Here is a 12,225-nt window from a genome sequence, read left to right on the forward strand (position 1 = left end):
CCGTCAGGCCGGTTCGCGGCCCAGCGCGGCGAGCGGGTCGTCGAGGACCGGCTGCCAGGCGAGCTCGGCCGCGCCGACGAGGCTGTTGTGGTCCAGGGTGCAGGGGAGGATCGGCACACCGCCGCTGCGGCCCCAGAGGCTGCGGTCGGCGACGACCGCCCGGAGCCTCTCGGGGTCGGCGTCGAGGAGCTCGCGGTGCAGCCCGCCGAGGATGATCCGGTCGGGGTTGAGGATGTTCACCAGGCCGGCGAGGCCCAGGCCGAGCCGGTCGATCAGCTCCCCCACCGCGACCCGGACGCCCGGGTCGTCGGGGCTCGTGCGCAGCAGGTCGCGGGACTGCTGGAGCAGGGAGACCTCGGGGCCGGGCACCCGGCCGGCGGCGGTGAGGAAGGCGAGCGGGTCGGTCTCGACGTCGAGGCAGCCGCGGCTGCCGCAGTGGCAGGGACGGCCCTCGGGGTTGACCGTCAGATGGCCGACCTCCAGGGCGAGGCCCGAACTCCCCGTGTGCAGGCGCCCGTCGAGGACGAGCGCGCCGCCGACGCCCCGGTGGCCGGTGGCGACGCAGAGCAGGTCCCGGGCGCCGCGGCCCGCGCCGTGGCGGTGCTCGGCGAGCGCGGCGAGGTTGACGTCGTTGCCGGTGAAGGCGGGGCCTTCGATCCCGGCGGCCCGCACCCGCTCGGCGAAGATCTCCCGGACGGGAGCTCCGGCGGGCCAGGCGAGGTGGAGCGGATTGAGCGCCGTGCCCTCGGGTTCGGCGACGGCGGAGGGCGCGGCGAGTCCGGCGCCGACGCAGCGGCGGCCGCTCTCCCGGAGCAGCGCGGCCCCCGCGTCGACGACGGCGCCGAGGACCTGTGCGGGGTCGGCGGAGACGGTGACGCAACCGGGGGCGGTGGCCACGATGGTGCCGCCGAGGCCGACGAGGGCGGCGCGGAAGCCGTCGGCGTGGACCTGGGCGGCGAGGGCGACGGGGCCCTTCTCGTCGACGGCGAGGCGGTGCGAGGGCCGTCCCTGGGACCCGGCGGCGGCACCGGGGTTGGAGTCGACACGGATGAGGCCGAGGGCCTCCAGCTCGGCGGCGACGGCGCCGGCGGTGGCGCGGGTGACGCCGAGTTCGGCGGTGAGGACGGCCCGGGTCGGCGCCCTGCCGGTGTGCACCAGTTCCAGCGCGGGGCCGAGCGCGTTACGCCCCCTGTCCAGCCGTGTCCGGGTCGTCGTCGCCTTGCCGTTCATGGGGGTGAGTCTCCCATGATCGGGCCGGGCCGCCGTCCCCGCCCGGTTGATTCCGTCGCCTCTCCGCCTCTATCCTGAGTTTGTGCCGCTACTAAACAAAGTACGGACGGCCGTATCGGGGGGCTCCGGCGGAGACACCGCCGCCCGCTCCCTGTCCCGCCTCCGCTCCGCCCTGACCCTCTTCTTCGCCCTCGACGGCTTCCTGTTCGCCGGCTGGGTGGTCCGGATCCCCGCCGTCAAGCAGCAGACCGGCGCCTCGGCCGGCGACCTCGGCCTCGCCCTCCTGGGCGTCTCGGCGGGCGCCGTGATCACGATGACGCTGACCGGCCGGCTCTGTCGGCGGTACGGCTCCCACGCCGTCACCGTCGCCACCGCCGTCCTGCTCTCCCTCTCGGTCGCCCTCCCCGCGCTCACCCGGTCCCCGCTCGCGCTCGGCCTCGTGCTGCTCGTCTTCGGCGCCGCGTACGGCGGGATCAACGTGGCCATGAACAGCGCCGCCGTGGACCTCGTGGCCGCGCTCCGGCGGCCCGTGATGCCGAGCTTCCACGCCGCGTTCAGCCTCGGCGGCATGCTCGGCGCGGGCCTCGGCGGGCTGCTCGCCGGGAGCCTGTCCCCCACCGCCCACCTCCTCGGCCTCACGGTCGTCGGCCTGGCCCTGACGGCCGTCGCCGGTCCCGTACTGCTCCGTCATCCCTCCCCCGTGATCCCCGAGTCCCTCCCGGCGCCGTCCACCCACGGGGCCTCCGGCGCGAGGGCCGCCGGGTCGCGCCGTACGGTGCTCGTCTTCGGGGTGATCGCGCTCTGCACCGCGTACGGCGAAGGGGCGCTGGCCGACTGGGGCGCCCTCCACCTCGCGCAGGACCTGCACGCGCACCCGGGAGTGGCCGCCGCCGGGTACTCCGTCTTCGCGCTGGCCATGACCGCCGGCCGGCTCTCCGGCACCGCCCTGCTCGAACGCCTCGGCCAGACCCGCACCCTGGTCGCGGGCGGCGCGACCGCCGCCGCCGGCATGCTGCTCGGCGCGCTCGCGCCGAGCGTCTGGGCCACGCTCCTCGGCTTCGCGGTCACCGGCCTCGGCCTCGCCAACATCTTCCCCGTCGCCGTGGCCCGCGCGGGCGCGGTCGCCGGACCCGGCGGGGTGGCGACGGCGTCCACCCTCGGCTACGGGGGCATGCTGCTCGGCCCGCCCTCGATCGGATTCCTCGCCGACTGGTTCTCCCTGCCGGTGGCCCTGACGACGGTCGCGGTCCTCGCGGCCGGCGCGGCGGCCATGGGCTACGGGGCACGCAACGCGGGAGCCTCCCGGGACGGTTGAGAGGGCGCACGGGACGCCAGGGGTGCCAGAATCCGCGACATGGACACCCTGACGATCACGGAGCACATCCAGGCGCTCGAAGCGGCCGGTCGCGGCCTCGCGGACGCGGCCGCCGAGGCCGGGCCCGACGCGGAGGTGCCGACCTGCCCCGGGTGGCGGGTCAGGGACCTCCTTCGGCACACGGCGATGGTGCACCGCTGGGCCACGACGCTCGTGGCCGAGGGGCGCACCGCGTTCCACCCCGGCGAGGGCGAGACGAAGCTCGACGGCGAGGAGTTGCTGGCGTACTTCCGCGAGGGGCACGCGCGGCTCGTCGCCGCCCTGCGCGCGGCACCGGAGGACCTGGAGTGCTGGACCTTCCTCCCGGCACCGTCACCGCTCGCCTTCTGGGCCCGCCGCCAGGCGCACGAGACGACCGTCCACCGCGCGGACGCCGAGTCGGCGCTCGCGAGCGGCCCGGGGCCGGTGGATCCGGCGGTCGGCGCCGACGGCATCGACGAACTGTTCTGCGCCTTCCACGCCCGCGACCGCAGCCGGGTGCGCACGACCGGACCCCGGACCCTGCGGGTGCGGACGACGGACACCGACAACGTGTGGACCGTCCATCTGTCGCCGACGGATCCGCCCCGGACGGAGCGGGCCTTCCACGTCACGGGCGGTCCGGCCGACACCGAACTGAGCGGCCCCGCCGACCGTCTCTACCTCGCCCTGTGGAACCGGCTGCCCATCGATGCCGTGACCCTGACCGGCGACGAGGAACTCGCCCGGCTGTGGCGGGAGACCTCGGCGATCACCTGGGGCTGAACGCCGGGATCAGGACGGGAACGGGAGGGCGAGCGGGGCGAGGTCCGGCTCGACCCACCGGGCGCGGGCCTCGGCGGAGGACAGCGTGGCGGGGCGGTAGAACCGGTCGAGCAGGCCCTTGTCGAGCAGGCCGGCGTGGCGCGTCGCGAAGGCCTCGAAGTCCGGCAGCCCGCACTCCTCCTCGCACCCGGCCACCAGCTCCACCCACGCCCTGGTCATCGTGACGTGGAACTTCCCCGGTGCTCCCGCGGCGCGGGCGGTGCGCTCGATGCCCTCGCCGACGAGGGCGACGGCGCCGGGCATCCCGACCCGCCGTACCGCCAGCCAGGTCAGATGGACGTGCTCGCGGTGCCCGAAGCCGCCGGTGGCCGCCATGGCCTCGGCCATCAGTTCCCGGAAGACGTTGTCGGTGGAAGGGGAAGTCATGGGATCGGAATATACGATTCGGCGGCAATGCCCGGCAAACGCCGCCCGGACGGCGCCGCTTGCCCCCTCAGCCCAGCCAACCAGGCCTGACCAGGCCCGACTCGTACGCGAGGACGACGAGTTGGGCGCGGTCCCGGGCGCCCAGCTTCACCATCGCGCGGCTCACATGGGTCTTGGCGGTGAGCGGGCTCACGACCAGACGGCGGGCGATCTCCTCGTTCGACAGGCCGATCCCCACCAGGGCCATCACCTCCCGCTCCCGCTCGGTCAGGGCGCCGAGCGCGGCCGTCGCCGCCGGGGCCTTGGACCGGGCCGCGAACTCCTCGATGAGCCGGCGGGTGACGCCCGGGGAGAGCAGCGCGTCCCCGTGGACGACGGCCCGCACGGCCCGCAGGAGCTCCTCCGGCTCGGTGTCCTTCACGAGGAAGCCGGAGGCGCCCGCTCGGATCGCCTCGAAGACGTACTCGTCGAGCTCGAAGGTGGTCAGCATGACGACCCGGACCCCGCCGAGGTCCGGGTCCTCGGTGATGCGCCGGGTCGCCTCCAGGCCGTCGAGCCGGGGCATCCGGATGTCCATGAGCACGACGTCCGGGCGCAGGGCGCGCACCCGGTCCACGGCCTCGTCGCCGTCGGCGGCCTCGCCGGCCACCTCGACGTCGGGCTGGGCGTCGAGCAGCGCGCGGAACCCCGCCCGTACCAGCGACTGGTCGTCGGCGAGCAGGACACGGATCACGGACGGCTCTCCTGAGGTCTCGCTCACGGCGTCTGCCGCGGGCGTACGGGGAGGACGGCGTGGACGCGGAAGCCGCCGTCCGGGCGGGTGCCCGCCTCGATGGTGCCACCGAGGGCGGCGGCCCGCTCCCGCATTCCGGCGAGTCCGTTGCCGCTGCCGCCGGCCTCCGTGCCGGTGGCGGGGCCGTCGTCGTCGACGGTCAGCTCCAGGCTCCCGGGGCCGTGCGCGATCCGCACCCGTGCGGTACGCGAACCGGAGTGGCGCACCACGTTGGTGAGCGCCTCCTGCACGATCCGGAAGGCGGCGAGGTCGGCGCCGGGCGGCAGGGCCGGCGGGGCGCCGCCGGTCGAGACGGTGACCGTGAGGCCCGCGGCGGCGGCCTGCTCGACGAGTTCGGGGAGCCGGTCGAGGCCGGGGGCCGGGGCGCGGGGGACGTCGCCGGGGGTACGGAGGGTGTCGAGGACCTGCCGGACCTCGCCGAGCGCCTCCTTGCTGGCCGCCTTGATGGTGGTCAGCGCGGTCCTGGCCTGTTCGGGGTCGGAGTCCAGGAGGGCGAGTCCGACGCCGGCCTGCACGTTGATCACGGAGATCGAGTGGGCGAGCACGTCGTGGAGTTCGCGGGCGATGCGGAGCCGTTCCTCGTCGGCGCGGCGCCGCTCGGCGGCGGCCCGTTCGGCCCGCAGCTGGGCGTGCTGCTCGCGCCGCACCCGTACGGCCTCGGACGCGGCGAGCACGGCCACGACGAACGCGGCGGCGGGAAGCTCCTGCCCCCAGGGGGCGGGCCCGTCGCCGGCCGGGGGCAGATAGCGGTAGAGCCAGTGCGAGAGCAGCAGATGGCCCGCCCAGAGCAGGCCGATGGCCCACCAGGCGGCGGTCCGGTGGCCGTGGACGACGGCCGCGAAGCAGGCGACGGCCACCATGACGAAGACCGGGCCGTACGGGTAGCCGGCGGCGAGGTAGCCGAGGGTGACGGCCGCGACGGCGAACACCACCGGCACGGGCCGGCGGTGACGGAAGAGCAGCGGGACGGCCCCCAGCAGGAGCAGGGCCCGCCCGAGGGCGTCGAGCGCCTCCCGGTCGGGCTGGTTGCGTGCGGCGAACCCGGTGCCGGCCATGACGAGGACGGCGATCAGCACCGTCGACCGCCAGGCCAGACCTCCGCCGCCCCGCCACCCCGGCTCGCGGAGCCCACGACCCGGCTCGCGACCGGGCACGCGACCGGGCTCGCCTCGCGGCGTGCGGCCCGGCTCGCGTCCGCGCACACGCCGGGCCCCCCGCCAGGGTCCGCCCGGTCGCTCCTCGTCCATGCCGGCTTCCATACCGGTCACGCTAGCCGCGACCGCCCCGCGCGCACGTCGGCCCGGCGGGGTGGTCGCGCGTACTCCCGCCGGAGTAGGAGCGCGGCCCCGGGCGGCGGGTCAGCCGCCCGGGAGCAGACCCACGTCCTGGCCCAGGCGGCGGGCCGCCGCCGTGAAGAAGGGGTCGCGGTCCTCGACGACGCGCTGGAACTGGCCGAAGAGCTCGAACGAGACGAGGCCGAAGAGCTGCGCCCAGGCGGCGACGAGCGCGACGGCGAGGGCCGGGGGGAGGTCCGGGACCAGGTCGGTGCTGATCCGTTCGGCCTCGGGGCTCAGGGCGTCCGGCAGCGGCGGGAGGGCGACCCCCTCGCCCGTGTGGGCCCCGCGGACGATGTCGATGAGGACCAGGCCGACGCGGGCGGCGGGGGCGATCGTGTCCTGGGGGGCGGTGTAGCCGGGCACCGGAGAGCCGTAGATGAGGGCGTACTCGTGGGGGTGGGCGAGGGCCCAGGCGCGGACCGCCCGGCAGACGGCGGTCCAGCGGTCGAGGGGGCGCTCGGCCTCGGCCTCGGCGGACGCACGTTCGGCGGCGGCGCCGACCGCGTCGTAGGCGTCGACGATGAGGGCGGTGAGGAGGTCGTCGCGGCTGGGGAAGTAGCGGTAGAGCGCGGAGGACACCATGCCCAGCTCGCGGGCGACGGCGCGCAGGGACAGCTTGGCGGCGCCTTCGGCGGCGAGTTGGGTGCGGGCCTCGTCCTTGATGGCTGCGGTGATCTCGATGCGGGCGCGGGCGCGGGCTCCTCGAACGGTCGTCATGGAGAGCAGTGTGCCACTTTCAGAGCACCGGAACGAAACGAGAGCACTGCTCTTGCTTGCGAGCGGAGAACCGTGCACACTGATCTCAAGCGAGAGCAGTGCTCACGATTTCGGTCCACAGGTCCACAGGAGGCCCTCATGTCCGCTCAGCCCACCGCCCACGTCATGAAGCCCGGCTGGTTCACGGTGAACGTCTTCAACCGCGCCGTCGCCTGGATGACCCGCCGCGGCATCAGCGTCTGGGGCTCCCGCGTGCTGGCCGTCCGCGGCCGCAAGAGCGGCGAATGGCGCCGCACCCCCGTCAACCTCCTGACGGTGGACGGCGCCCAGTACCTCGTCGCCCCCCGCGGCCACGTCCAGTGGACCCACAACATGCGGGCGGCCGGCGGCGGTCAGCTGCACCTGGGCAAGCACGTGCAGGAGTTCACCGCCGTCGAGGTCGCCGACGACGACAAGCCCGCCCTGCTCCGCGCCTACCTCAAGCGCTGGAAGGCCGAGGTCGGCGTCTTCTTCGGCGGCGTCGGCCCCGACTCCTCCGACGAGGAGCTGCGGGCCATCGCCCCGAAGCACCCCGTCTTCCGCATCACGACGACGGGCCCCGTCACCCCGGCGGCGTGATGCCGGCCGGGACGACGGGGCCCGTGACGAACGGTCAGCTCCCTTCCGGGGCGCTCTCCGGCTCGGACGCCGCGCGCTCGCGCGGGCTGACGCCCCGCCCCGCCGGGCCGACACCCGCCGAGGTGTCCATCCGCTTGTCGAGGAGCTCCAGGGCCCGCCGGGCCATGCCGTTCGAGCGGACCATGCCGCCGAGCGTGGCGGCGCCGCGGGTGATGTCGGCGAAGGCGTTCCAGGCCGGCCGGATTCCCGTGATCGTCGCGTGCAGCAGCCCGGGCCGCCGCTCGAAGACGGCGAGCATCCGGCGTCCGACCGCCATCTCGACCCCGAGCCCGGCCTTGATGGCGAAGGCGTAGTTCAGGGCCTGGCGCCGCGCGTCGACCGCGTCGTTCGACTCGGCGACCCGCACCGCCCACTCGCCCGCGAGACGACCCGAGCGCAGGGCGTACGAGATGCCCTCGCGGGTCCACGGCTCCAGGAGGCCCGCCGCGTCACCGCAGACCAGGACCCGGCCGCGGGAGAGCGGCGAGTCGTCGGTGCGGCAGCGCGTCAGATGACCGGAGGAGATCGTGGGCTCGAAGCCGGCGAGGCCGAGCCGGGCCACGAAGTCCTCCATGTACCGCTTGGTGGCGGCGCCCTCGCCGCGCGCCGAGATGACGCCGACGGTCAGCGTGTCGCCCTTGGGGAACACCCAGCCGTAACTGCCGGGCATCGGCCCCCAGTCGATGAGGACCCGCCCCTTCCAGTCCTCCGCCACGGACGGCGGCACGGGAATCTCCGCCTCGAGGCCCAGGTCGACCTGGCCGAGCTTCACCCCCACATGAGCGCCTATCCGGCTGGCACTGCCGTCGGCACCGACGACCGCGCGCGCCAGGACGGTCTCGCCGTCGGCGAGGACGACGGCGACGGTCCGCCGGTCCGGCACCGCCGGGCCGTGCTGCTCGACGCGGGACACCGTGACCCCGGTCCGCAGTTCGGCGCCCGCCTTCTGCGCGTGCTCGACCAGCTGCGCGTCGAACTCCGGACGGTTGATGAGCCCGAAGAGCATCCGGCGCGAGCGGCGGGTGCGGGCGAAGCGTCCGTCCAGGGAGAAGGTGACGGCGTGGACCCGGTCCTGGAGGGGCAGTTCGAAGCCCGGCGGGAGCGAGTCGCGCGAGGGGCCGATGATGCCGCCGCCGCAGGTCTTGTACCGGGGCAGCTCGGACTTCTCCAGGAGCAGCACCCGGCGGCCGGCGACCGCCGCCGCGTAGGCCGCGGACGCGCCGGCCGGGCCGGCGCCGACGACCACGACGTCCCAGACCTCCGCCGGCTCCCCGTCCGGCGACTCCTCCGACGAGCCGGCCGGTTCCCCGTCCGGCGCCGCGTCGTCCGGGAGCCGTGCCGGCTCCGCGTCCGCGCTCCCGGCGGCCTCGGCAGCCGCGCCTGCGGGCTCGGTGTGCTCCGGACCGGCGTTCTCTGCGTGCTCGCTGCTCACGTGTGCTTCTGCTCCTGATCCGACCGGTGGTCTGCCTGACGCATCCTACGGCGCGGTAGCCAGGGCCCCGCCCGTAGGATCGGCGGTGCGTTCGCCGTACCACGACATACGACGGACGCCGTCCTCACGTCGTAACGTCGCACCCATCAGGAGCGTGCCCATGACCTCGAATCCGATCGCCGAGACCGTCCGGTCACTGATGCCCCGGGCCAAGGCCGAGCTCACGGAGCTCGTGGCCTTCGAGTCGGTGGCGGACGAGGCCGTGGCGCCCCGCAGCGAGTGCGAGGCCGCGGCGAACTGGGTCGCGGACGCCCTGCGCGCCGAGGACTTCCAGGACGTGGCGCTGCTCGACACCCCGGACGGCTCGCAGTCCGTGTACGGCGTCCTGCCCGGCCCGGCCGGCGCGCCGACCGTCCTCCTGTACGCCCACTACGACGTGCAGCCGAAGCTGGACGAGTCGGTCTGGCTCTCCCCGCCGTTCGAGCTGACCGAGCGGAACGGCCGCTGGTACGGGCGCGGCACCGCCGACTGCAAGGGCGGCTTCATCATGCACCTGCTCGCGCTGCGCGCCCTCAAGGCGAACGGCGGCGTGCCGGTGACGGTCAAGGTCATCGTCGAGGGCTCGGAGGAGCAGGGCACCGGCGGTCTGGAGCGGTACGCGGAGCAGCACCCCGAGCTCCTCACGGCCGACGCCATCGTCATCGGCGACGCGGGCAACTTCCGCGTGGGCCTGCCGACCGTGACCGCGACCCTGCGCGGCATGACGATGATCCGGGTCACGATCGACACCCTGGAGGGCAACCTGCACTCCGGTCAGTTCGGTGGCGCCGCGCCCGACGCGCTGGCCGCGCTGATCCGCGTCCTGGACTCGCTGCGGGGCCCGGACGGCTCCACCGTCATCGACGGCCTCGCGGGCGACCAGGTGTGGGAGGGCCTCCAGTACCCGGAGGAGGACTTCCGCCAGGACGCCAAGGTGCTGTCCGGCGTGTCCCTGCCGGGTGCCGGCACGGTCGCCGACCGGATCTGGGCGCGCCCGGCGGTCACGGTCATCGGCATCGACGCCCACCCGGTGGCCGGCGCGACCCCGTCGGTCCCGAAGTCGGCGCGCGCGCAGATCAGCCTGCGGGTGCCGCCGGGCGAGGACTCGGCCGAGGTGACGAAGCTCCTGTTCGCGCACATCGAGAAGCACACGCCGTGGGACGCCCGGGTGTCCCTGGAGCAGGTCGGCCAGGGCCAGCCGTTCCAGGCGGACACCTCCAGCCCGGCGTACGCGTCGATGGCCGACGCGATGCGGATCGCGTACCCCGGCGAGGAGATGCAGACGGCGGGCATGGGCGGCTCCATCCCGCTGTGCAACACGCTGGCCTCGCTCTACCCCGAGTCGGAGATCCTGCTCATCGGTCTGAGCGAGCCGGAGGCGCAGATCCACGCGCCGAACGAGTCCGTCTCGCCGGAGGAGCTGGAGCGCCTGTCGGTGGCCGAGGCTCACTTCCTCGTCAACTACGCCCGCTCGAAGCAGGCCTGACGGGGCGTCGGTTCAGCGCTCGGCGAAGCTCGCCGAGAGCGTAGAAGCACACGGCGGACCTGCGCGGATGCGTAGGTTCGCCGTATGGCATCCATCGAACCGACCCGGATCACCCCTCGACTGCACCTCCTCGACTTCTCCATCGGCCAGGCCTACCTGTGGCAGGACGAGGAGGAGCTGACCCTGATCGACGCCGGCTGGGCCGGCACGGCGGACGGCATCGGCGCGGCGGTGCGGTCGGCCGGCCTGGACCCGGACCGGCTGCGCCGGATCGTGCTGACCCACTGCCACCGGGACCACGTGGGCGCGGCCCAGGAGCTCGCGGACCGGCACGGGGCCGAGATCCTCGCGCACCGGCTCGACGCGCCGGTGATCCGTGGCGAGGCCCCGGTCCCGGAGCCGGCCCTCCTGGACTGGGAGGTCCCGATCTTCGAGCACGGCCTGACCTCGCCGGAGGCGCCGCCGACGCGGGTCGACCGGGAGGTCGAGGACGGCGAGGAGCTGGGCTTCGGCGACGGGGCCGTGGTGGTCCACGCCCCGGGCCACACCCCCGGCTCGATCGCCGTCCATCTCCCGCGCCACGGCGTGCTGTTCGCCGGGGACACGGTGGCCTCGGTGCCGGACGTCATGTTCGGCGTCCTGCACGTCGACCGCGCCCTCGCCCTGGACTCCATGCGGACGCTCGCGAAGCTCGCGCCGTCGGTGCTGTGCTGCGGGCACGGGGCCCCGGTGACGACGGACACGGCGAACCGCCTGACGGCGGCAGCGGCGGCGGCCGAGGCGTAGAGGCCTTCGCCCCACCGGATCGCCCCGGGGCTCAGCCCACCGGGTCGCCCTGGAGCTCAGCCCACCGGGTCGCCCGCCTCCAGGTTGAGGACCGTGCCGCGTTCGCGGGCGCGCAGGGCCCAGTGGAGGCGGCGGAAGCGGACGGGCGGCAGCAGCTCGGCGGCCTCCTCCTCGGTGACGAACCGCCAGCCGCGCAGTTCGGCGCCGGGGAGGTGGAGGCGCTCGACGTCTGCGGTGCGGAGCGTTCCGCCGTCGAAGAGGAGGCGCAGCCCGCCGTAGCCGGGGGGCTTGGGGCGTTCCCAGTCGACGAGCAGCAGCCGGGGGACGGCGTCGAGTTCGAGGCCGATCTCCTCGGCCACCTCGCGCATGCCGGCCCGGGCCGGCGGTTCGCCGGGCTCGACGACGCCGCCGGGGAACTCCCAGCCGGGCTTGTAGGTGGGGTCGACGAGCAGGAAGCGGTCCTGCTCGTCGAAGAGCAGGACGCCCGCGGCGAGGGTCTCGCCGGTCGGCTCGGGCGTCTGGACGATCCCGCAGGGAGCGGCCCGGCCGGCCAGGACCGCGTCGGCGACGGCCCGGGCGGCCTCGGCCGTGGTGAGCGCCGAGGTGTCGACGGTGTAGGCGTCGTCAGCGAGCCAGTCGAGGGCGGCGCGGTACGAGGGCAGGTGCCGGTGGCACCACTCCCGTACACGGGCGTCGACCTCGGGGTCGCCGTACTCCGAGCGGCCGTCGATCCGCTGCCGCAGGATCGTTTCCTCCGGGGCGAGCAGCACATGGCGCACGTCGATGCGGCGGGCGGCGAGCCCGCCGAAGATCTCGTCCCGGTACTCCTGCCGGAGCAGGGTCATCGGGACGACGAGGACGCCGCCGACCTCGGCGAGCAGGGCGGCGGCGGTGTCGACGACCAGGCGGCGCCAGATCGGCAGGTCCTGGTAGTCCTCGACCTCGGCGAGCCGCTTGGCCGGGAGCAGCCGGCGCAGTCCCCCGCCGGTGACCTCGGGGTCGTACAGGGTGCTGTTCGGGATCAGATCGACCAGCTCGCGCGCGGTGCTGGACTTTCCCGCACCGAACGTACCGTTGATCCAGACGATCACGTTTCCCCCTCATCGATAGCCCCCAGTGGCTTGCCCGCAACACCCTGCCACGGAAACCACGCACAGGCAGACGGCTCGGCCTGCGCGGTGCGGTCATCCGTCAGGTCCCGGG

General features: G+C 74.8%; 12 protein-coding genes. 5 read left to right on the plus strand and 7 right to left on the minus strand.

Annotated features, from left to right (window positions below):
• Window positions 1-3: 3 nt before the first annotated feature.
• Window positions 4-1,230, minus strand: coding sequence for an ROK family protein (locus GGE06_RS13110; RefSeq protein ID WP_116162440.1), 1,227 nt, complete (start codon window positions 1,228-1,230; stop codon window positions 4-6).
• Window positions 1,231-1,312: 82 nt separating this feature from the next.
• Here GGE06_RS13110 and GGE06_RS13115 point away from each other — a divergent pair, with 82 nt between their 5' ends.
• Window positions 1,313-2,545 (plus strand): MFS transporter, encoded by a 1,233-nt coding sequence (locus tag GGE06_RS13115; RefSeq protein WP_184930904.1) that lies wholly within the window; start codon window positions 1,313-1,315, stop codon window positions 2,543-2,545.
• A gap of 48 nt (window positions 2,546-2,593) precedes the next feature.
• On the plus strand, window positions 2,594-3,349 hold the full coding sequence (locus GGE06_RS13120; RefSeq protein ID WP_184930993.1) for a maleylpyruvate isomerase family mycothiol-dependent enzyme: 756 nt from the start codon (window positions 2,594-2,596) through the stop codon (window positions 3,347-3,349).
• Between the two features lie 9 nt (window positions 3,350-3,358).
• Here the strand turns inward: GGE06_RS13120 and GGE06_RS13125 are convergent, their stop codons facing one another.
• The 4 genes from GGE06_RS13125 to GGE06_RS13140 all read right to left on the minus strand — a co-directional run bounded on the left by GGE06_RS13125 (window position 3,359) and on the right by GGE06_RS13140 (window position 6,622).
• Entirely contained in the window at window positions 3,359-3,775 is a 417-nt protein-coding gene (locus tag GGE06_RS13125) for a hypothetical protein (protein WP_221518002.1), read from the minus strand.
• A gap of 67 nt (window positions 3,776-3,842) precedes the next feature.
• Complete coding sequence (locus GGE06_RS13130) at window positions 3,843-4,508, minus strand: response regulator transcription factor (RefSeq protein WP_116162436.1); 666 nt, start codon at window positions 4,506-4,508, stop codon at window positions 3,843-3,845.
• Window positions 4,509-4,531: 23 nt separating this feature from the next.
• Window positions 4,532-5,815 carry a sensor histidine kinase gene (locus GGE06_RS13135; RefSeq protein ID WP_184930995.1) on the minus strand — a complete coding sequence of 428 codons (1,284 nt, stop codon included), beginning with the start codon at window positions 5,813-5,815 and terminating at the stop codon, window positions 4,532-4,534.
• A 111-nt stretch (window positions 5,816-5,926) separates the two neighbouring features.
• Window positions 5,927-6,622, minus strand: coding sequence for a TetR/AcrR family transcriptional regulator (locus GGE06_RS13140; protein ID WP_116162432.1), 696 nt, complete (start codon window positions 6,620-6,622; stop codon window positions 5,927-5,929).
• Window positions 6,623-6,760: 138 nt separating this feature from the next.
• Here GGE06_RS13140 and GGE06_RS13145 point away from each other — a divergent pair, with 138 nt between their 5' ends.
• Window positions 6,761-7,240, plus strand: a complete 480-nt coding sequence (locus GGE06_RS13145; protein WP_116162430.1) for a nitroreductase family deazaflavin-dependent oxidoreductase — start codon at window positions 6,761-6,763, stop codon at window positions 7,238-7,240.
• A gap of 34 nt (window positions 7,241-7,274) precedes the next feature.
• Here GGE06_RS13145 and GGE06_RS13150 read toward each other — a convergent pair whose 3' ends face one another.
• The gene (locus GGE06_RS13150; protein WP_184930905.1) at window positions 7,275-8,711 is read right to left on the minus strand and encodes a geranylgeranyl reductase family protein; all 1,437 of its coding nucleotides are present in this window, start codon (window positions 8,709-8,711) and stop codon (window positions 7,275-7,277) included.
• Between the two features lie 160 nt (window positions 8,712-8,871).
• Between GGE06_RS13150 and GGE06_RS13155 the strand changes: the two genes are divergently transcribed.
• On the plus strand, window positions 8,872-10,236 hold the full coding sequence (locus tag GGE06_RS13155) for a dipeptidase (RefSeq protein ID WP_116162426.1): 1,365 nt from the start codon (window positions 8,872-8,874) through the stop codon (window positions 10,234-10,236).
• Between the two features lie 84 nt (window positions 10,237-10,320).
• On the plus strand, window positions 10,321-11,022 hold the full coding sequence (locus tag GGE06_RS13160; protein WP_116162424.1) for an MBL fold metallo-hydrolase: 702 nt from the start codon (window positions 10,321-10,323) through the stop codon (window positions 11,020-11,022).
• A gap of 56 nt (window positions 11,023-11,078) precedes the next feature.
• Here GGE06_RS13160 and GGE06_RS13165 read toward each other — a convergent pair whose 3' ends face one another.
• Window positions 11,079-12,113 carry an NUDIX hydrolase gene (locus tag GGE06_RS13165; protein ID WP_116162422.1) on the minus strand — a complete coding sequence of 345 codons (1,035 nt, stop codon included), beginning with the start codon at window positions 12,111-12,113 and terminating at the stop codon, window positions 11,079-11,081.
• Window positions 12,114-12,225 lie beyond the last annotated feature (112 nt).

Origin of the sequence: Streptomyces nymphaeiformis, assembly GCF_014203895.1 — a bacterium.
In the GTDB taxonomy this organism is placed as follows: domain Bacteria; phylum Actinomycetota; class Actinomycetes; order Streptomycetales; family Streptomycetaceae; genus Streptomyces; species Streptomyces nymphaeiformis.